Annotated in this window: 17 protein-coding genes and 2 pseudogenes; 9 read left to right on the top strand and 10 right to left on the bottom strand. The window is 68.8% G+C overall.

What is annotated here, in order from left to right:
* Window positions 1–52: 52 nt before the first annotated feature.
* The 6 genes from ACFU8W_RS32070 to ACFU8W_RS32095 all read right to left on the bottom strand — a co-directional run bounded on the left by ACFU8W_RS32070 (window position 53) and on the right by ACFU8W_RS32095 (window position 7,206).
* Window positions 53–1,507 carry an MFS transporter gene (locus tag ACFU8W_RS32070; RefSeq protein ID WP_384044564.1) on the bottom strand — a complete coding sequence of 485 codons (1,455 nt, stop codon included), beginning with the start codon at window positions 1,505–1,507 and terminating at the stop codon, window positions 53–55.
* 1,488 nt (window positions 1,508–2,995) lie between these two features.
* Window positions 2,996–3,550 carry a dihydrofolate reductase family protein gene (locus ACFU8W_RS32075; protein WP_384044567.1) on the bottom strand — a complete coding sequence of 185 codons (555 nt, stop codon included), beginning with the start codon at window positions 3,548–3,550 and terminating at the stop codon, window positions 2,996–2,998.
* Window positions 3,551–3,645: 95 nt separating this feature from the next.
* Window positions 3,646–3,990 (bottom strand): helix-turn-helix domain-containing protein, encoded by a 345-nt coding sequence (locus ACFU8W_RS32080; RefSeq protein WP_384044569.1) that lies wholly within the window; start codon window positions 3,988–3,990, stop codon window positions 3,646–3,648.
* Window positions 3,991–4,047: 57 nt separating this feature from the next.
* Window positions 4,048–5,676: an IS200/IS605 family accessory protein TnpB-related protein gene (locus ACFU8W_RS32085; protein ID WP_384044763.1), complete on the bottom strand. Its 1,629-nt coding sequence runs from the start codon at window positions 5,674–5,676 to the stop codon at window positions 4,048–4,050.
* A 170-nt stretch (window positions 5,677–5,846) separates the two neighbouring features.
* Window positions 5,847–6,170, bottom strand: a complete 324-nt coding sequence (locus ACFU8W_RS32090) for a hypothetical protein (RefSeq protein ID WP_384044572.1) — start codon at window positions 6,168–6,170, stop codon at window positions 5,847–5,849.
* A gap of 475 nt (window positions 6,171–6,645) precedes the next feature.
* The gene (locus ACFU8W_RS32095) at window positions 6,646–7,206 is read right to left on the bottom strand and encodes a TetR/AcrR family transcriptional regulator (RefSeq protein WP_384044575.1); all 561 of its coding nucleotides are present in this window, start codon (window positions 7,204–7,206) and stop codon (window positions 6,646–6,648) included.
* Window positions 7,207–7,318: 112 nt separating this feature from the next.
* Here ACFU8W_RS32095 and ACFU8W_RS32100 point away from each other — a divergent pair, with 112 nt between their 5' ends.
* Entirely contained in the window at window positions 7,319–8,593 is a 1,275-nt protein-coding gene (locus ACFU8W_RS32100) for an MFS transporter (protein WP_384044578.1), read from the top strand.
* A gap of 201 nt (window positions 8,594–8,794) precedes the next feature.
* Complete coding sequence (locus tag ACFU8W_RS32105) at window positions 8,795–9,037, top strand: hypothetical protein (RefSeq protein ID WP_384044581.1); 243 nt, start codon at window positions 8,795–8,797, stop codon at window positions 9,035–9,037.
* Window positions 9,038–9,275: 238 nt separating this feature from the next.
* On the opposite strand, the gene ACFU8W_RS32110 is transcribed toward ACFU8W_RS32105, so the two are convergent.
* Entirely contained in the window at window positions 9,276–9,881 is a 606-nt protein-coding gene (locus ACFU8W_RS32110) for a TetR/AcrR family transcriptional regulator (protein ID WP_384044584.1), read from the bottom strand.
* 180 nt (window positions 9,882–10,061) lie between these two features.
* Between ACFU8W_RS32110 and ACFU8W_RS32115 the strand changes: the two genes are divergently transcribed.
* The 3 genes and pseudogenes from ACFU8W_RS32115 to ACFU8W_RS32125 form a co-directional block, all read left to right on the top strand.
* A complete protein-coding gene (locus ACFU8W_RS32115; protein WP_384044587.1) occupies window positions 10,062–11,477 on the top strand; it encodes a purine-cytosine permease family protein in 1,416 nt (471 codons plus the stop codon).
* 66 nt (window positions 11,478–11,543) lie between these two features.
* Entirely contained in the window at window positions 11,544–13,187 is a 1,644-nt protein-coding gene (locus ACFU8W_RS32120) for an amidohydrolase (protein ID WP_384044592.1), read from the top strand.
* Between the two features lie 62 nt (window positions 13,188–13,249).
* A pseudogene (locus tag ACFU8W_RS32125) lies at window positions 13,250–13,512 on the top strand (DNA helicase); the annotation flags it as partial.
* Between the two features lie 159 nt (window positions 13,513–13,671).
* Here the strand turns inward: ACFU8W_RS32125 and ACFU8W_RS32130 are convergent.
* A complete protein-coding gene (locus ACFU8W_RS32130; protein ID WP_384044783.1) occupies window positions 13,672–14,196 on the bottom strand; it encodes a hypothetical protein in 525 nt (174 codons plus the stop codon).
* Between the two features lie 242 nt (window positions 14,197–14,438).
* On the opposite strand from ACFU8W_RS32130, the gene ctaD reads away from it, so the two are divergent.
* The gene (gene ctaD / locus ACFU8W_RS32135) at window positions 14,439–16,139 is read left to right on the top strand and encodes a cytochrome c oxidase subunit I (RefSeq protein ID WP_384044766.1); all 1,701 of its coding nucleotides are present in this window, start codon (window positions 14,439–14,441) and stop codon (window positions 16,137–16,139) included.
* Window positions 16,140–16,182: 43 nt separating this feature from the next.
* Window positions 16,183–16,536, top strand: a complete 354-nt coding sequence (locus ACFU8W_RS32140) for a hypothetical protein (protein ID WP_384044595.1) — start codon at window positions 16,183–16,185, stop codon at window positions 16,534–16,536.
* Window positions 16,537–16,552: 16 nt separating this feature from the next.
* On the opposite strand, the gene ACFU8W_RS32145 is transcribed toward ACFU8W_RS32140, so the two are convergent.
* Both ACFU8W_RS32145 and ACFU8W_RS32150 read right to left on the bottom strand, forming a co-directional pair.
* Window positions 16,553–17,095, bottom strand: coding sequence for a MarR family transcriptional regulator (locus ACFU8W_RS32145; RefSeq protein WP_345509694.1), 543 nt, complete (start codon window positions 17,093–17,095; stop codon window positions 16,553–16,555).
* A gap of 260 nt (window positions 17,096–17,355) precedes the next feature.
* Window positions 17,356–17,481: pseudogene (locus tag ACFU8W_RS32150) on the bottom strand (IS5/IS1182 family transposase); the annotation flags it as partial.
* Window positions 17,482–17,856: 375 nt separating this feature from the next.
* Here ACFU8W_RS32150 and ACFU8W_RS32155 point away from each other — a divergent pair.
* Together ACFU8W_RS32155 and ACFU8W_RS32160 are read left to right on the top strand one after the other, a co-directional pair.
* A complete protein-coding gene (locus ACFU8W_RS32155; RefSeq protein ID WP_384044598.1) occupies window positions 17,857–18,411 on the top strand; it encodes a DUF2243 domain-containing protein in 555 nt (184 codons plus the stop codon).
* Between the two features lie 11 nt (window positions 18,412–18,422).
* Window positions 18,423–19,259 carry a cytochrome c oxidase assembly protein gene (locus tag ACFU8W_RS32160; protein WP_384044601.1) on the top strand — a complete coding sequence of 279 codons (837 nt, stop codon included), beginning with the start codon at window positions 18,423–18,425 and terminating at the stop codon, window positions 19,257–19,259.
* Window positions 19,260–19,397 lie beyond the last annotated feature (138 nt).

Genomic DNA, 19,397 nt, shown 5'->3' on the forward strand with positions numbered 1-19,397 from the left:
GGATACGAGAGGGGAGGGGACCATCGTGTGGTGCGACAGGACCGGAGCCGGGTCAGCTTGCGGTCGCGGACCGCGCGTCCTTCGGTGAGCCGGCCCGGGCGCCGACGGCGACCCGGTCCTGTCCGGCGGCCTCGTCGGGGGAGGCGGCCTTCGTCGGGTCCCACTTGATCGCCAGGCAGGTGATCAGGCCGAGCAGCGGCACGACGGAGAGAACCAGGAAGGTGTCGGCCAGCCCCAGGGATTCCTTGATCTGCGGGAAGACGTACAGCCCGGCGACACTGCCGAAGCTGCCGACCATCCCGGTGACACCGGTACCGAGCGCGCGGACATCACTGCTGTACGAGAGCGCGGCGATGGATTTGCCGTTGGCGCCGGGACCCGCGGAGTGGCAGAGGATGAACAGCACCGGCAGCAGGAACGCCACGGCGGTGGGGACCTTCTCGAAGGTCAGGCCCATCGCGAGCAGTGCGACGAAGACCCCCGCGAAACCGGCCGCGGAGCTGAGCCGCAGCCCGAGTCGCCGGCCGAAGTACGCCGAGAGGAGGCCGCCCGCGATACCGAAGGCGTTGAAGACCATCGAGCCGATGGTGGCCTTCTCGAAGCTCTCGCCGAAAATGGTCAGGCTGATCAGCGGGAGGTACCAGCCGACCGCGAAGTACTGCATCGACTGCCCGAGCGAGATGACCGAGGAGAGGATCGTCCGGGGCAGGTACTCGCCCTTGAAGAGCAGCCCGGCCTGACGGAACCCGATCGCGGGCGCCTCGGTGGCCGCGCGGGTCGCCTCGTCGGGCTTACCGGCGACGGCCTTGATCCGGTAGATCTTGTCCAGGTTGACGACGGCCTCGTCCAGCCGGCCCTTGCTCGCCAGCCAGGTGGGGCTCTCCCGGAGCATCAGCCACTGGCCCAGCAGCAGGGCGACGGCGACGACCGCGGCCGAGCCGACCGACCAGCGCCAGATGTCCGCGCCGACGTCCAGGTTGAAGAAGAGCAGGGCGAGCGCGAGGTTGCTGGTGGTCGCGACGTACCAGACGGCCTGCCACAGGTTCAGCCGGCCGCCCAGCTTCGTGGGCGTGTATTCGGCGAGCAGCGCCATGGCGACGGCGAAGTCGATGCCGTACGCGACACCCACCAGGACCCGGCCGAACCAGACGACGGTGAAGTCACCGGCGAACGCGGCCAGCAAAGCACCCGCGATGGCGAACACCTTGGCGATGAGCAGCGGGGGAACGCGGCCGATCCGGGTGGCGAGCCAGCCGCCGACGGGATTGAAGATGATCGCCAGGGCCGGAGCGGTGGCCGTGAGGATCGAGACCTGGGTGCTGGTGAGTTCCATCTGGGACGTCATCGGTCCCAGACCGGCGCTCAGCGCGGCGTTCGAGTAGGCGTCGAGAAACAGCCCGCCGAACACGAGAGACCAGATGACTTGCGCCCGGCCGGTGATCTTTCCCAGCCCATCGATGAGCGCAACGACGTCGGCGACGCCTTTGACGCTCGGACGTTGTGCCATGAATCCGCCTTCGAGGAAGACCCATCGGCGGCACGGGGAGCACAAAAAAACAGGCATGACGAAGCCACCGACAGGTGGTCTATGTCTGTGCCTGTCAAAACACTGCGGAAAGCGCCGCAGCACGTGAACTGCAAGGAATGCGAACTACGCAGTGAGGTTAAGAACGAGTCAGGAGAAACGTCAAGGGTTTCCGGCAGGTTACTCAAACGTGACGTGGGACTTGATGGTACGTGCACTGCCCCGGCGGCACCCGACGGCCCCCGGGGCGGTGCACGTCCCCCCGTCAGGCCGCGGAAGGCACCCGCTTCGTCGCTGTCACCGTCGTGGCCGACTCCAGGGCGGACAGGTCGTACCGGTGGCTCTCCCGGGTCAATGAGATGGCCACGGCGCTGATCACGCAGACACCGGAGAGGAAGAGGGAGACGGTGCCGGTGTTCGTCCCGCCGCCGGCCGCGGAGAGCAGGAGAAAAGCCCCCGGAGCAGGGGCCGCGGTGCGCGCTGACCGGCGGCGAGTGGCTCAGCTACGACGACGAAGTCGCCTTGAGCGCGGCCGCGAAGCTCGATATTGACCACGTTGTACCGCTCGCTGAAGCGTGGGACTCCAAGTAGGCGGAGTTGTCTTGCCTGCATCGATGTCGCACTGGTTGGGCACGGCTGCGACCTGGTCGAAGCGCCGTAGGTAGCCACTCCTGCGTGTGGCGTCGGGGGTGAAGGGCTTTGATGCCGCAGGACTGCCACGTCCGGGGTTCCGGGGACGGTGGGCGGCGCGCAACGCGACGTTCTGCGACGTGATGGTGCGCACCGGGCTGCGGTTGGCCGAGCAGTGCGCGCTGACTGTCTTCGAGGTTCCTTGGCGGTCACCGGCGTTGGGCGGCTGAGCAAGGTTCACAGTGTGCAGCATGATCAGCGGGTTGAGTTCCAGCGGCGGATGTCTGGCCTGGGCGCGGATCCGGTTCCGTTGGCCCAACGACATCCGGTACGCCAGCGGGTGGGGGCCCCGTTCCCACCACCGTGTCCGCCTGGTACCTTGCGCGCTGCGGTTGGCCCCTGACGCCCGGCGAGCTGCGTGACGCACTCGCCCGGCGCGGCCATATCAGATAGCCGTGCGGTATGGAGAAGCGGTTGCCCAACGCTCGTGACAGGAGAAGCCGCGCGCGGCCACTCGACCACCGTCCAAGTTGCCCACCAACGACGCCCCTTCAGTGCGGCCAACAGTCTTCGAGCGTAGCCAGCAGCTCTGACAACGGGGACAGCAGCAGCCTGGCGCCCCCAGGAGCGGGAGCGCGCAGGTTCAGGATGCCCACTGCAAGGTCACGGTCGGCCGTGCTGAGCGGGGCCGACTGCACGGCGACGATTGCCGGGTCGACGACGACCAGGCCGCGCTCGACATCTCCGAAGTTGAGGTAGGTGCCCGCGCGGTCGGGGGAACTGAACGCCTCGGCGACGGGGTTGGGCTGCTGCTCGACGCCTCGCCCGGTTCACGCCGGCTCAGCGCGCCGGGCGGTAGGTCGCGATGATCACCCCGCTGCTGGTCGGCTGGGCGCTCACCAGCTGCAACTTCTTCAGCGCGGCGTCGTCGGTGAACAGCTTCTTGCGACCCTCGCCGGCCACCACCGGGTGGATCAGCAGCACCAGCTCGTCCAGCAGGTCCGGCTCCAGCAGCGAGCGCACCAGCGTCGGGCTGCCCGCGACGGTGATGTCCTTGCCCTCGCCCGCCTTGAGCTCGTTGACCGCAGCCACCAGATCGCCCTTGATCAGCGTGCTGTTCGCCCAGTCCTCGACGCTGTCCAGCGTCGAGGAGACGACGTACTTGGGCGAGTCGTTGATCCACTTTGCGAAACCGGCGTCCTCACCACTGGTCACAGTCGGCCAGTATCCGGCCCACTCGGTGAACGTCACCCGGCCCAACAGGATCGTGTCGGCCGTCTCCAGCGTGTTGGTCAGCGCCGCACCCATCTCCTCGTCGAACTCGAACTGCCACTCGTTCGGCGACTGGGCGACACCGTCGAGCGAGACGAACAGACCCGAAACAACCTTGCGCATGATTCCTCCACGATGAGTCCGGGGTCTTCCGCGCGCCCCGGCCCGGACGGCGCTCCGGCCGGGATGAGCCGACCCCGTCGGCTACGTCATGAACACTAGGCGGGCGCCAAGGGCCAGGTCTTGTACAGAAGCGACAGCGGCTCCGCTGTGTCCGGGGCGCTCAGCTGAGTGGCGGTCCGCCCGACATACCGGCTCAAGGACCGTGCCAGGTGCGGCTGGTCGAAGTACCCCAGCCGGTGCACGACCTCCTGGGCCGACACCCCCTCCTGGATCAGCACCGCCGCCTGGCGGGCGCGGTGGATCTGCCTGATGGCGCCCCGGGTCAGGCCGGTCGCCGCGACGAAGCGCCGCTGCAGGGTGCGATCGGAGACGGCCGGGCAGGCGCCGTCGAGCACAGCGGGCACGACCGGGTCCAAGTCCACGATGCCCTCGCGCACCATCCGCAAAACGAACGCCTCGGCGTTGTTGTAGTTGGGAACCTGCCAGGCAGACCGTTCCTAGCCAGTGTGCGTGAGTGAGTCCTGGGCCCACTGCTGCGTACTGGGCGCATCCCGAGCGGTGTTGGATGCGCTGGGTTCCCGCGTTCGCGTCCCGTTCGGTGACGGCCCTGCGGGGGGCCGGTCCGTTGCGGGTGGGCGGGTTCCCTCACGCCCCCGGTCACCTGGTTCGGCCTGGGCGGTCCGATGCCCCGCACGATCGCTCCGGTCGTGTGGGGGCGGTGCCGTCCGACGCCGGACCGGGTGTCCGAGGGCGCGTCGTCCGATCGCGATGCCCGCGGCATCGTGACGGGACATGGTGCGGCGGGGGGTGGCCAGTGGCTTCTGCCAGTGCTGGGCACCCCACAAAGTGGTGTAGGCGGGGTCGACCGCGACGATCGCAAGGCCGTGTTCGGCGGCCATGGAGACGAGCCGGGCCTTGAGCCTGCCGGTCGGGATGCCGGAGATGAGCTGCCGGAACCGTTTGCGGCGGCCGTGCTTCTCGCGGGTCTTCTCGGTGGTGAAGTCGAGGTCTTCGATGCCGATCGCGGCGACCCCGACACGCCTCGCCCAGTGGATCAGGCGGGTCAGCGCGTGGCGGATCTGTGCGTCGCGGTGACCGGCGGTGCCGGACAGGTCGAAGCCGAAGCGGCGCGGGTCGCCCATGGGGTTGCCGTGCCGGTCGAGCCGGTAGGCGGCGAAGTGGTCGGCGTTGGTGTCGACGCCGATCATGCCCCGGGCGCGGGCGGCCTCCAGCGGGATGGTCGGGATGGCGGGGCGCTGCCAGGACGCGGTGAGGTACCAGCGGCCGCGCTGGGTGTCGAGGTGGATGCGGTAGGCGACGGCCCGGTTCGCGGCGATGCGGTCGGCCCACTCCGCACCCCGGTGCGCGAACGCGATCCGGGGGGTGAGGACGTACCGGCCGTGCCCGGCGTTGGCCAGGTGCGCGAGCGGGGCAGGCAGTCTGATGGAGACCTCGCCGTCCGGGGTGACGCGGATGGTCTCGTTCCCGAACCGCTTCCCCGACTCACCGTCCGCCGCGATGAACCAGCGCCCCGCCTCCCAGCGTTGCCGCCACTGGCCTTCGGTGAGCCCGGCCTGGGCGAGGTGGTGGCGGGTGTTGAGCAGACGTCTGCCGCCCCGCACCACCCGCACCCGTCCGGCCTGCCGGTCGGCGACAACGGCCGCATGCCGCGCCTCCAGTGCCGCGAGGCGGCGGGATTTGCGGAACCACTCACTCCGGGAGCGGTAGCCGCCCGCCGCCCGCTTGGTGCCCTTCTCCCCGATCGGGAGGGACAGGCGGTGCCGCAGCGTCCTGATCCCGGCTTCCAGTGTCTGGATGTGTGCCGCCTGGCAACGGCGTGCCAGCGCCCACTGGTCGTGGGTGGCCTTGGTGATCGCACCCGCGATCCGCGACGACGACAATGCCGTCAGCTCCCGCTTACGCGACGCCCAGCTGTCCGCGCTGTGCTCCAGACCGTCCGCACAGCGAGCCTTGAGATCACCGGAAGCCAGCGCACCCTGGTGCTCACCGACCGCGCGCAGCACCCTCTCGTCCCGGGGAGTGAGGTGCCCCAGCCGGTCCCGGACCGCCACCCCGCAGGGCCCGGGCACCACGAAGGGCGCGGCCAACTCCCGCACACCACCCACCACATCACCCCCTCCCACCAGGCCGGGCACCTGCTGTCCAGCCCAACGAGCAGCAGCCGCCAAGGTCACCCATTCGGCCCCAGAACCCCCGTTCCCGCCCGCGCGAACCCGCCGACGGGACTCGCTCCCGCACACCACCACTCACGTCGGCTCAGCAAACCGACAGCAGCTCACAACCCCTTCAGCCAGACCGAACGCCGCGTCACGTCGGGGATCGCCGCATTGCCGCCCACCAGCCAGCTGACCGGAATGTGTGGAATCGACGTACCCAGCGCGAAACTGATCCCGAAGAAGACGGCGTCCCCGGGGACCGGCGCCCAGCATGCCCTCGGCTCCGGACCCAGTACAGCCGCCCGCACCTGACCACGGCGTTCCCAGAACACCAGCTCCCAGTGTGACGTCGCGACCGACATCATCCGGCTGACGTCGTCGCTGCAGCTGCGCCAAACCCGTTCGATGTACAGCAGCTCCGACGGTCGGCTCTCGATCGCCAAACCCAACCCGGTCCCCCCTCATACGGCCACATACCCCGGTCCGGACCGCCAGTCTGACACCCCCCAGACGACGACCCTGCCCGGGCCCAGGCACCTCCAGTATTTCGCCTGGCGCCGCCCTGCGCAGCACCTCGCGCGCTGCGGGAGTGTCATGAATCAGGCTCTGTCCCGTGGCCGGTGGTGACGCTGGGTGTCGATCCCTGATGATGGGGCGTGCTTGATGTCAACTCTCTTGTGAGCACCCTGTTTTCCGGGCTGTCGGCGCTGGTCGTCGAGGGGGGTCTCGGACGGCGGCGAGAAGGTGCTGGTCACGGCCCGGACCGGGGACGGTGCGGTGTGCTGTCCGGCGTGCGGGACGCGGCGAGGGTGCACGGGTGCGATCGCAATCCACACCGAACCCGGAAGGCCCTCACCCGTTCAAGATTCCGCAGCCGAGACCTGCATCACCCGTTCACAACCTCCCGGGACAGAACAACTAGGGCGCGCGGCGGGCGGCAATGGCGTGGACGATGGCCGCTACGTCCGAGCGGTCGGTGGGCTGGGCGTCGACGGAGTTGTGGATGGAGAAGCCCTCCACGAGGGCGTCCAACGCCCGGGCGGTCAGAGGGTCGAAGTGGCGGGCCAGGGATCGGCGGCTGGCATGCATCCAGGAGCGCATCACCTCGCGCAGTTCGGGGTGGCGGGTGGCGAAGGCGTACAGCTCGTAGCTGAGCAGCAGGTTACGGTCGGTGCCCCAGACCTTGCCGCAGATGATCTCCACGACGGCGGTCTCCGCCTCCTCGGGCGTGCGCGCCGCTTCGAGCAGGGCCCCGTAGCGCGAGGAGACCGATTCGGCGAGACGGGTGAACGCCGCGGTGAGTAGATGCTGCATGTCGTCGAAGTAGTAGGTGAGCGAACCGAGCGGCACGCCCGCCGCTTCTGCGATCTTGCGATAGGTCACCTTGATGGCGCCGTGCTCGGCGATGACGTCAAGGGCCGCATCGAGAATGCGCTCGCGCCGGTGGGGGTCGTTGGGGCCGCGGGAAGTGCCGGTCATCGCTGTCGTCCGCTCTTCTTTCTCCCGCACCTGAGTGTGTACATTTGTACATACCCGGGTGCCGATCCTGTCGCTCACCGGACATTCTTCCGTACTCCCGTGGAGCTTCCCCTTGATAGACCGCGCCGTACGCCGACGCCGTCAGGCCCTGTTCCTCTTCTTCTTCCTGCCGGGCATCGCCATGTCCTCCTGGGTTACTCGGACCCCGGACGTCCGCGATCAACTGGGCGTGTCCACCGGCCAGATGGGGCTGATCCTGTTCGGCCTGTCCGTCGGTTCCATGTCCGGCATCCTGTGTTCCGGCCGCCTGGTGTCGCGATTCAGCACCCGGCCCGTGATCGCGCTAGGCACTGGCCTGATCATCGTGAGCATGGTTGTCATCGGCGTCGGCAGCGCCGCGCCTTCCGCGCCGATGGTTGCCGCGGGCCTGTGCATGTTCGGGGCGGGGATGGGGGCCGGCGAGGTCGCGGTCAACGTGGACGGGGCCGACGTGGAACGCCTCACTGACACCGCCGTCCTGCCCACGCTGCACGGCTGCTTCAGCCTCGGCACGGTCATCGGCGGGCTGATCGGAATGGCCGCCACGGCCGCCGCCCTCCCCGTCGCCTGGCATCTGACCGGGGTCGCCGTGGCCGCCGCGGGGATCCTGGTCTACGCCCTTCGCGCCATCCCCGCAGGCATGGGGATCAAGGAGACCTCCCCCGCCACGGGAACGGCACAGCACTCCGGACCCCCCGTGTGGCGGGACCGCAGGCTCCTGCTGATCGGCGGCATCGTCCTGGCCATGGCACTGGCCGAGGGCGCCGCCAACGACTGGCTGCCCCTGCTCATGGTGGACGGCCACGGGCTGGACGCCGCACTCGGCTCCCTCGTCTTCGTCGGGTTCGCCGCCGCGATGACCTTGGGGCGGTTCAGCGGCACGTACTTCCTCAACCGCTTCGGCAGGGCAGCCGTCATACGCGCCAGCGCCGTCTCCGGCGCCGTCGGGCTCACGCTCGTCATCTTCTCCGACAGCGTCGCCGTGGCCGCCGCGGCCGTCCTGTTCTGGGGACTCGGGGCTTCCCTGGGCTTCCCTGTCGCCCTGTCCGCGGCGGGCGACTCGGGCCCCGACCAGACCGCACGCGTGAGCCTGGTGGCCACCATCGGCTACGTCGCCTTCCTGGTCGGGCCGCCGGCCCTCGGCTTCCTGGGCGATCACTACGGGCTGCGCTCCGCGATGCTGGTGGTTCTGGTGTTCGTCGCCGCGGCCATCGGCATCGCACCCGCCGCCGACACCCGCAACCCTGGTGTGAAACACGGAAGTTCATCGCAGGGCACGCCGTCCGGCGCTCCTGTCTCCGATACGTGGCCCGGGGAGCGGTCCAGCGCGGCCGATGACCGGCGGTGAGGCACCGGGGTCACCGCGCGGGTGCGTCCAGGTTTCGTGCCACGGTCGGCAGGAAATTCAGCACGAACGGGTAGGCGCTGAGGTTCATGCGGCCCGGAGTCACACGGGGGAAATGGCTCCGGACCGCATGGACGGGCGTAGTGGCGTCGCGGCATGGACACGCACCGCGTGGCTGATTCACCACGCCGCCCCCACCCGCGTGTGACCAACGCGTTCGCCATGCTGCGCCTGCTACCGATGAGCGACCGGGGCAAGGGCGTGGAGATTCTGGCGCTGCGCCATCAGATCACGGTGCTCGAGCGGCAGCTGGGCGGGGAACAGGCCACGGTTCGACGCGAGCGATCGGGCGTTCCTGGCGGCGTTGCTGCACCCCATCCCGCGGGATGGGGTGCGACGGTTGCGGTTGCTGATATGCCCGGACACGGTATTGCGATGGCACCGTGACCTGGTTGCGCGCTGCCGCGCCGCCACATCACGGCCGAAGCGCCCGGGTCCACCCCATACCGTGCACTTCATCCGCGCCCTGGTGCTGCGCCTGGCGCGCAGTCGCTTCCCGCGCGTCCTGGGTGGCATCATCAACGAGTATCGATAAGCCGCGTGACCTGCAACGACGACTTTTCGAGCCCCACAGGACGAGCCGCCGCCGACGGTCGGGTGCCCGGCATGATCCGAACGGGAGACCCTAACCCCGCTCCACCAGCCGCTCGGTCGCGGAAAGCGCCATGCGCAGCGCGCTCGCCCGGTCCGCTCCGCGCTGACCGAGGACCACACGCGTGCTCAACCCGTCGAACAGGGCCAGGAGTTCGGAAGCGCGGGCCGCCGTGTCGAGGCCTTCGGCGAAGCGGCCCTGCCGCACGCCCTTGGCGAGGAGCGATTCGAGGTCCTCCTGCCAGCCGCGGTCGATCTCGGCCTGGGCCTGTCGCAGCGGCTCGTTCGACGCCGTGCGCGCCCACAGTTCGATCCACAGGGTCCAGCGCGGATCGCGCGGCCCACGGGGGAGGTACAGCTCGACGAACTGGCGGAGCTTGCGTTCGGCGCCGGCCCGGCCGGCCAGCAGCGCCCGGCGCTCCTCGGTGAGCGCACTCTCGCTCCAGCCCAGCACCTCCAGGAGTAGCCGGTCCTTGCTGCCGAAGTAGTAGAGGATGTGGCCGCCGCTGGTGCCGAGGCGCTTGGCGAGTGCCGACATCGTGAGTCCGGCCAGGCCGTCCTCGGCAATGGCAGTCATCGCCTCCTCAAGCATGCGTTCCCGGGCCAGATGCCCGTCCCGCCGTCGCGTCGTCGCCGCCACGCCACCCCTCCTGTTCCGTGGACTCCGGTGACGACCTTAGCCCGCCTCGGCCGGCGGATTTCGGCGGAGGTCTTGACGAGCCCCCGCAGGCACATCTTGAATGCCGTTCTAACTTTTAGTACGGCGTTCAAAGTACTGCTCCGGGGCTCCTGGAGCACGCACGGATGAGAGGCAGGCCGCATGACGCAGCAGGAGACGACCGCGAGGGCGCCCGGCGGGACCGTGGCCACCGACCAGGTCTTCCAGGTCGAGACACACGGCATCGACCCGATTCCCGACGAGGAGCGCCATGGCGGCGCGAGGGATCTGTTCTGGCTCTGGTTCGGATCCAACCTCACCTTCACCTACGTCATCAACGGCGCCCTGGCCGTCGCCTTCGGGCTCTCCTTCTGGCAGGCGACCGGCGTCGTCGTCATCGGCGGACTGTCGTTCTTCGCCATCAGCGCCGCCGGACTGAGCGGCGTACGCACCGGCACCGCCACCCTGGTGATCTCCCGGGCCCCCTTCGGCGTCCGCGGCAACTGGCCCGCCGGAATGCTCAACTGGGTGGTCAGCATCGGCTACACGATCCTCAACACGGTCGTCGGCACGCTCGCCCTCGAAGCGTTCTTCGCCGATCTGGGATGGGCCTCCGGTCACACCGGACGGGCCCTCGCCCTGCTGATCACCCTTGCGCTGACGTTCCTCGTCGCCCTCTGGGGCCATGCCACGGTCCAGCTCGCCGAGCGCTGGATCGCGTACGTCCTCGCCGTCGGGTTTGCCGCCCTCCTCGTGTTCCTGCTGCCGGGCGCCGACACGGGCGGGGCGGCGGTCCATCCCGGCGCCTCCGGGTGGAGTCTCGCCTTCGTCGTGATGCTGGCCGGGCCGTTCTCGTACGTTCCGATGCCCGCCGACTACACGCGCTACCTGCCGAAGACGACCTCGATGCGCTCGCTCACCTGGTACGGAGCCCTCGGCGGCTTCGTCTCCTCGGTCGCCCTGGGCGTGGCCGGGGTGGCCGCCGCCACGCAGACGGACATGACCGACGCGGTGGCGGGCACGGAGAAGCTGCTGCCGGGATGGTTCCAGCCGCTCTTCCTCGCCCTCGTGCTCGGCGGATCGGTCACCAACTCGATCGTCACGCTCTACTCTTCGAGCCTGAACCTCCAGGTGCTGGGCGTCCCCTGGAGCCGCTCCAAGGCCATCATCATCAGCGCGGCCGTCACCGCGGCGGGTTCCCTGTGCGCGCTCTTCCTCACCGACTTCACCAGCTCACTGCTGTCCTTCCTCTCCCTGCTGATCATCGTGTTCGCACCCTGGGGCGGTGTGTTCCTCGCGGACATGATCATGCGCCGCTGCCGCTACGACGCACCGGCACTGCACGCCGGACCGGACGGTGCCTACTGGTACCGGTCCGGCTACCACCCCACAGGCATGACCGCGCTGCTCGCCGGCATGGTCTTCGCCGCGCTGACCTGCGATTCCGAGCTGTGGACCGGCCCGCTGGTCGCACCGTTGGGCGGCGCCGACCTGACCCTGCTCGGCTCCGTCGTCTCGGGGCTCGTCTACTGGGCGCTCGCCCGGCGGAACGTCGCACCGCACACCGAACCTTCCTGACCGGCGGCCACGCCCCGCCCGAACCACCGACCGACCGCACCACCGCACCGCAAGGAGTCACCCCACATGGCCAGCCCCGCCCACCTCGTCCTGCGCAATGCCCGCATCCATACTGTCGACCCGGAGCTCCCCGAGGCACAGGCCATGGCGGTGGTCGACGGCCGTATCGCCTGGCTCGGTTCCGACGAGGACGCGAACGGGTGGACGGGGCCCGGCACTCGAGTGATCGATGCCGCAGGCAAGCTCGTGCTCCCCGGGTTCGTCGACGCCCACAACCATGTCCGGCTCGGCTCGGACGACGCCTGCGTCCAGCTCTCCGGCGCCGGAACCCTCGACGAGGTCCACGCCCGCATCCGTGCCTGGCACACCGCCAACCCCGACGCCGGGTGGATCGAGGCGGAAGCCTTCGACTACTCGGCCATCCCGGACGGCCGGATGCCCACCGCCGCCGACCTCGACCCGGTCACGGGCGACGTACCGGCCTTCGTACTCAGCTACGACGTGCACACCGCCTGGGTCAACACCGCGGGCCTGCGCCGCCTCGGCATCGACCGCGACCACACCCACCTGCCGTTCGGTGAAGCCGTGACCGACCCGGCCACGGGTGAACCCACCGGTTTCATCAAGGACTTCGCGGTCAAGGGCCTGTCCCGCGACGGCCATCGCGCCCTCCAGCAGCTGGGACTTCCGTGGGCCTCACCCGACCGGCAGTACGGGCGGCTCGCCAAGTCCCTGGACGACGCCATCCGCTTCGGCATTACCACGGTGGTCGAACCCCAGAACTCGCTCGACGACCTCCCGCTCTTCGACCGCGCACGCGCCGAGGGCAGGCTCAAGTCCCGGATCGTCGCTGCTCTCTTCCACCCGCGAGGCACCACGGACGCCGACCTCGACGACTTCGCCACCGCCGCCCACCGCTACGACGACGACCGGATCCGGGTCGGACCGCTCAAGCTCTACATCGACGACGTGGTGGAGCCGCGGACCGCGGCCCTGCTGGAACCCTATGCAGGCTGCCGCCACCACCGGGGAGACACCTTCTACCCGCCCGAGGAGTTCGCCGAGCTGCTGACGAAGCTGGACGCCCGCGGCTTCCAGTGCTTCGTCCACGCGACCGGTGACCGGGGCATCCGCACCGTACTGGACGCCGTCGAGCGGGCCCGCACGGTCAACGGGGAGCGGGACGCCCGCCACCAGGTCGTCCACGTCGAGTGCCTGGACCCCGACGACACCCCGCGGTTCGCCGCCCTGGGCGTGGTCGCGTGCATGCAGCCCCGCCACTGCGCCCCGGAGGTCGCCGGCCCCGGCAAGGACTGGGCGGAGAACGTCGGGGCCGAGCGCTGGCACAAGGCATGGCCGATGCGCAGCCTGCACACGGCCGGGGCCGTGCTCGCGCTCTCCAGCGACTGGAACGTGGCGGAGATGGACCCGATGATCGGCATTCACACCGCGGTCACCCGGCGCCCGCTGGGCGGTGGCGAGCCCTGGATGCCGCAGGAGACGATCAGTGTGGAGACCGCGGTCCACGGCTACACGATGGGCTCGGCGTACGCCAACTTCCTTGAGAACGAACGGGGTTCACTGACCGTCGGCAAGGCAGCCGACTTCGTGGTCCTCTCCCGTGACATCCTGCGCTCCGCACCCGAGGACATCCCCGGCACCGTGGCGGAGACCGTCGTGGTCGGGGGAGTCGTCGAACACACCGCGTGACCGGCCCCGACGGCCTCCCGGAGTGCCACGCGTCCGCGTGCCTGGGAGGCCGTCGGAGGTTCTTCCCGACCTGGGGCGAACTGCAGGACTACGTCGGCCACGATCCGGCTGGCGGCGACCTCCAGCCACTCGTCGACCTGGTCGACACTCACGGCACCTGCACCATCCTCCGTGCAATCGACCAGCTCGACGACGAACACACAGCAGAGGTGAGCGTCTCCACCGCGCACAAAGAAAAAAGCGTGAATGGCCGCGTGTACGAATCGCTGACGACTTCATCCCGCCGCCGGACAGCGACGAGCACGACGACAAGGGTCAACCCGTCTCCCTGTGCTTCAGAGCCGGTCGTGGAGAGGCCCCAGGTCCCAGCCTGTGCCGTGCTGCGCCCCGCGGCGACCGAAGCCCGGCCGGCCCGCCGCAGCCGACGGCCTCTTCCAGACTCACCGCCGGAGCCTTCCGACGGCGCCCCGTGACGCCTCCAAGATCAGGACCGAGCCGGGTTCTCAGGCACATGGGCGACCTGGCCGGAATCGGCAGACCGGGGGCGCACCCGCCGGCACACCCGGGGCTCAGACGGCCTGCGAGGCCTCCGTGGGCAGGCCAGCACCTGCCGCATCACCTCGCGCAGGGCGCCGACGGGGTCGGAGACCAGGTCCGCGCTGCGCGGGGCTGCGTACCGGTCCGGGCGGACCAGTACGCAGCCCCGGTCGGACACCTCTCGCGGCGCCGACCAGGTCCCGTAGGCGTCGTCGAATGCCTGGCGGTACCCGATCAGGCGGCCCGCGATATCCACTCCGAGTTCCACGCCGTGGGCGTTGAACTGGTAGTTCTGCAGCTCGACCGCCGCCTCCACGAGCAGTTCTGCAACGAGCACCGCACCCACCGCTCCCTGCAGGCAGTCGCGCCGTTGCGCGCACTCCCCGAAACCGTCACCGACCCCAGGGAGATTGCTCGCCTCGACATACGCCGACACGACCGCCTCGGTGGAGTGATCCGCGAGTACCAGCATGCCGCTTGACCTGCACGGACGTGATTCTCGGCACGCACAGCGTCCGCTCCTTTCCGCGGGCAGAGGGCATCAGCTCGCGCATTGCCGGCCTCAACGCCTTGGTCGACGATCTGAGGCGGCCGGCTTCAGTGCACACACGACCCCTCGATATATCTCTCTCGCGAGCGAGATATTGTTTCCAGGGTCGGACGCGGCGCGCAAACGCCGCATGCCCGGACCCATCGCACGTATGGAGGATTGCTGTGACCCTGCCCGCTCCATCACCGCCCGTCCCGTCGCCGACAACTCTTCCGCGGCGGCACCGCTCTCCCGGCCGCCTTGTGGTCGAGTGGCTGACCAGTACGGATCACAAGCGGATCGGGACGCTCTATCTGGTCACCTCGTTCGCGTTCTTCTGCCTCGGTGGCCTGATGGCACTGCTGATGCGCGCCGAACTGGCGCGACCGGGCACGCAGATCATGTCGAACGAGCAGTTCAACCAGGCCTTCACGATGCACGGCACCGTCATGCTGTTCATGTTCGCGACGCCGATCTTCTCCGGTTTCGCGAACTGGATCATGCCGCTGCAGATCGGTGCACCCGACGTGGCATTCCCCCGACTGAACATGCTGGCCTACTGGCTGTACCTGTTCGGCTCGCTGATCGTCGTTGGCGGCTTTCTCACCCCGCAGGGCGCAGCGAGCTTCGGCTGGTTCGCCTACAGCCCGCTCTCGGACGCGATCCACTCGCCGGGCGCCGGCAGCGACATGTGGATCATGGGGCTGGCACTCCAGGGCTTCGGCACCATCCTGGGCGCCGTCAACTTCATCACGACCATCGTCTGCATGCGGGCACCCGGGTTGACTATGTTCCGCATGCCCATCTTCACCTGGAACGTCTTGCTCACCAGCGTGCTGGTCCTGCTGGCGTTCCCGGTCCTGGCCGCCGCACTGTTGGCGCTGGAGTTCGACCGGAAGTTCGGCGCCCACATCTTTGACCCCGTCAACGGCGGCGCTCTGCTGTGGCAGCACCTCTTCTGGTTCTTCGGTCATCCCGAGGTGTACATCCTCACCCTGCCGTTCTTCGGCATCATCAGTGAGGTCGTCCCGGTTTTCTCCCGCAAGCCGATATTCGGCTACATGGGCCTGATCAGCGCGACCATTGCGATCGCCGGCCTCTCGGTGACGGTGTGGGCGCACCACATGTACGCCACCGGCGGGGTGCTGCTTCCGTTCTTCTCCTTCATGACGATGCTGATCGCCATCCCGACCGGTGTGAAGTTCTTCAACTGGATCGGCACCATGTGGAAGGGCTCGCTCAGCTTCGAGACTCCGATGCTGTGGGCGATGGGCTTCATGGTCACCTTCCTGTTCGGCGGGCTGACCGGCGTGATCCTGGCGTCGCCGCCGCTCGACTTCCACGTAACGGACTCGTACTTCGTGGTGGCGCACTTCCACTACGTCGTGTTCGGCACCGTGGTGTTCGCGATGTTCTCCGGCTTCCACTTCTGGTGGCCCAAGTTCACCGGCAAGATGCTCGACGAACGCCTCGGCAAGATGACCTTCTGGACCCTGTTCATCGGCTTCCACAGCACCTTCCTGGTCCAGCACTGGCTGGGCGCCGAGGGCATGCCACGCCGGTACGCGGACTACCTCGCGGCCGACGGCTTCACCACCCTGAACACCATCTCGACCATCGGATCGTTCCTGCTCGGCCTGTCGATCCTGCCGTTCTTCCACAACATCTGGAAGACGGCCAAGTACGGCAAGCCGGTCGGTGTCAACGATCCGTGGGGCTGGGGTCGTTCGCTCGAGTGGGCGACCTCCTGTCCGCCGCCGCGGCACAACTTCCTCACCTTGCCGCGCATCCGCAGCGAGTCGCCCGCCTTCGACCTTCACCACCCCGGCATCGCCGTCGGCGAGGACTCTGGAGGCAGCCCGATCGCCTCCCGCGACCAGAGCTGATCCGCACCGACCGCCGCCTTCATCACGTACTCGGGAGTTGTCCATGGACGCCAGTTACGAAGCGGCCCTCGGGCTGCATCAGATCGAGGGCTTTCTCCACCAGGAGGCCAACCGCCGCGAGGCACACCGCAGGGCCCGGGACTTCGCCTGGGAGCTGCCCGGCCTCACCGCCGATCAGCGACTCGTGATCGAGGAGGCCTACGCGCGGAGGGAGGTGGAGAACGCGCGCCGAGTCTCTCAGTACCTCGCGGACCGGATCAGCCAGGTCGAGGCCCAGCACGAGGCCCGTCACCGCCGATTTGCCCGGGACACGGCTGTCGCGATGGGTGTTGTCACGCTGGGGCTGATCGGCCTCTGCATCGCCGTGATCCTGGGGACGGCAGTCGGCGCTTCCTGACGCCGGGCGACTGAGGTCAGCGGGCGTCCTGCTCCAGGGAGGCGAGTATTTTGCGCAGTGCGTCCGCCACCACGGCGCGTTCCTCCGGGTCGAGAACGGAAAGAATGTCACGTTCCAGGCTGAAGTGCTGTTCCACCATGGGGTCGAAACTCGCTCGCCCCTTTTCCGTCAGGCCCACCAGCGTGCTTCTGCCGTCGACAGGAGAGGCGCCCCGGGCGATCCATCCCTCCCGTTCCAGCCGGTTGAGCCGCCCGGTCAGTCCGGCCGAGGACACCACCAGCGCTTGGCGCAACTGGCCGGGCGTCAGTGCGTAGGGAGGGCCGCTGCGGCGTAGCGCCTGCAACAGATCGAAGTCGCCCACGTTCGCGAGGGGCATGCCGGCCGAGCGACGCAGCCGGTTCGCGAACAGCTCGTCCAGAAGCCGAGCCGCACGCAGCAGGCGCGCCACCACCGCACTGGACGACACGTTGAGATCGGGCCACTCGTTCCGCCACTCGGCCAGCATCGTGTCCACGCTGTCGGCGCCGCCTGCGGCCTTGATGTCGTCATCCTCGTCCATTGCGGGACCAGGATAGCGGGGCGCCAGTCGACATAGGCCCGCGCCCAGAGTGCGGCGAAGATCTGAGGGAATGGTCTACGCGTTGAATCCATGCCCTTGGACGCCTGGCGCGATCGTGAACTGCCTGATGCCGCCCGGGAGCGACTCGTGATCGGCATCAACTGGAGCGGGCCGCGCCTCGTCGGCTGGAGCTTCACCCCGATGGAAGTTCTCCACCGACTGGCGGCGGATAACTGGCCCACGGCGCCGCTTGACACATCGCGCAGTCGCCGCCAGCAGATGAGTGCGCAACCGAGGGTGAGGAACGCTTCGTGGATGTCGTCGCGTATCTCCCAGCGGATCCGCAGGCGGGGGAACCAGTGCAGGTGGGCGAACGCACGCTCCACGCGTCAGCTCTGCGACGTTCGCACCCTTGCGGCCAACCCACCGCGAGCCGAGCACCGCACCGGTACTCGCCCGGCGAGACACCCTCTGATCAACTAACGGCCACCCGCCAGGCCAGCACGTCGGGGTCCCAGTCGCGGACCACGCCGAACGTCGGCGCTGCCTATCCCGAGCGCACGGCGAAGCTCACGGGCCGCGGCCGGGGCCGGATGCTCGGCGTCACCGGTCTCGCCCACAAGCACGACCCGAGCGTGCCGTTCCTCGAATGGCGGTGTCATTCGGCCGAAAGGATGCCCGATCGTGATGGGCGGATCAGAGCGGGAAGACGTATTGGTTCAGGCTCACGTATCCGAGGGACAGATCAGACGGGACAGGCGATGGCCACCACCACTGGTCAGACACGAGAGGGCACGCTGCCCACGAGCATTCAGTTGCCAGGAATTGTGCTGGGGGTGGGGCTCGGCGGATTCGTCGATGGCATCCTGCTCCATCAGCTCCTCCAGTGGCACCACATGCTCACCAGCACCAACCACGACCGCATCGGCGTGAAGTACTACCCCGCGAACACGGTTTCCGGTCTGGAGATGAACACCCTGTGGGACGGCATCTTCCACGCCGTCTGCTGGGTCGCGGTCATCCTGGGCCTGGGCATCCTGTACTCCCGGGTCACTCACCAGCGTCGCCGGGTGTGGACCTCCCGGGTGCTGTGGGGGTGGATCCTGGTCGGGTGGGGCCTGTTCAACATCGTCGAGGGCCTCCTGGACCATCAGATCCTCGGCATCCACCACGTCCACGGCGGTCCCCACCAGATCTGGTGGGACATGGGCTTCCTGCTCCTGGGCCTCCTCCTCATCATTGGCGGCTACCTGCTCCAGCGCAGCGGCCGGCCCTTCGACCCCGACGTCGCCGACCGGCCCGCCCGGCACGCCTGATGGACGTCGACATGCATCGCCACATGCACGACCACGGCGCAGGTAGCGGTCTGTGGGAGACGCTGCTGCCCCCAGCCGCAGTCATTCTGCTCGCCGCCGCCTACCTTCTCCTCGCAGACCGGGCCCGGCACCGCAATCCCGTCCAGGGCTGGGGACGCTGGCGGACGGCGAGTTTCCTGACCGGATGCACCCTGCTCGCCGGAGCACTGTTGCCACCGCTGGCCCCCTTCGCCCACGGCGACTTCCGCGGGCACATGGCCCAGCACATGCTCATCGGCATGTACGCACCCCTGGCCCTGGTGCTCGGCACGCCGGTCACCCTGTTGCTGCGCACCCTGCCCGCCGCCCGCGCCCGCGCGCTGATGGGCGTTCTGCACAGCCGCCCGGCCAGAGTGCTCGCCCACCCGGTCGCCGCCCTGGTCCTGAGCACCGGCATTCTCGCGCTCCTGTACTTCACCCCGCTGTACAACGCGACCATGAACCAGCCCGTACTGCACTGGCTGATGCACGCCCACTTCCTCTTGTCCGGCTGCCTGTTCGCCTGGATCATTGCCGGCCCCGACCCCGCCCCGACCCGGCCCCGCGTTCCCACCCGGCTCGTCGTCCTCGGGATCGCCGTCGCGGCGCACGCCACGATCTCCCAGCTGATCTACGGCGGCTTCCTCATCAACGTTCACGCACCCATCGACCAGGTTCAAGGCGGCGCAGAGATCATGTACTACGGCGGCGACATCGCCGAACTCCTCCTCGCCGTAGCCCTCGTCACCACTTGGCGGCCCGACCGCCACCGGCGCCATGGTGCTCATCGGCCGGTGCCCAGTGGCGTGGTCAGGTCAGCCGCCGGCTGACCCGGCCCGTCGCAACGATCCCATGGGCGTCGGTGGTCACTCGGCTCCTGGTATCGGCCAGATGAATCAGCCCCAGGCCCGGCTGTGACGGCCAACTTCGCGGATGCCTCAACGCTTCTCACCCTGCCCCTTCGTATG

Origin of the sequence: Streptomyces sp. NPDC057565, from assembly GCF_042801455.1 — a bacterium.
GTDB lineage: Bacteria > Actinomycetota > Actinomycetes > Streptomycetales > Streptomycetaceae > Streptomyces > Streptomyces yanii.

Excerpts from the sequence above, each read along its gene's own strand:
- ACFU8W_RS32070 (WP_384044564.1), bottom strand. The coding sequence starts at position 1,507 with ATGGCACAACGTCCGAGCGTCAAAGGCGTCGCCGACGTCGTTGCGCTC.
- ACFU8W_RS32075 (WP_384044567.1), bottom strand. The coding sequence starts at position 3,550 with ATGCGCAAGGTTGTTTCGGGTCTGTTCGTCTCGCTCGACGGTGTCGCC.
- ACFU8W_RS32080 (WP_384044569.1), bottom strand. The coding sequence starts at position 3,990 with ATGGTGCGCGAGGGCATCGTGGACTTGGACCCGGTCGTGCCCGCTGTG.
- ACFU8W_RS32095 (WP_384044575.1), bottom strand. The coding sequence starts at position 7,206 with ATGACCGGCACTTCCCGCGGCCCCAACGACCCCCACCGGCGCGAGCGC.
- ACFU8W_RS32115 (WP_384044587.1), top strand. The coding sequence starts at position 10,062 with ATGACGCAGCAGGAGACGACCGCGAGGGCGCCCGGCGGGACCGTGGCC.
- ACFU8W_RS32120 (WP_384044592.1), top strand. The coding sequence starts at position 11,544 with ATGGCCAGCCCCGCCCACCTCGTCCTGCGCAATGCCCGCATCCATACT.
- ACFU8W_RS32130 (WP_384044783.1), bottom strand. The coding sequence starts at position 14,196 with ATGCTGGTACTCGCGGATCACTCCACCGAGGCGGTCGTGTCGGCGTAT.
- ACFU8W_RS32140 (WP_384044595.1), top strand. The coding sequence starts at position 16,183 with ATGGACGCCAGTTACGAAGCGGCCCTCGGGCTGCATCAGATCGAGGGC.
- ACFU8W_RS32145 (WP_345509694.1), bottom strand. The coding sequence starts at position 17,095 with ATGGACGAGGATGACGACATCAAGGCCGCAGGCGGCGCCGACAGCGTG.
- ACFU8W_RS32155 (WP_384044598.1), top strand. The coding sequence starts at position 17,857 with ATGGCCACCACCACTGGTCAGACACGAGAGGGCACGCTGCCCACGAGC.
- ACFU8W_RS32160 (WP_384044601.1), top strand. The coding sequence starts at position 18,423 with ATGCATCGCCACATGCACGACCACGGCGCAGGTAGCGGTCTGTGGGAG.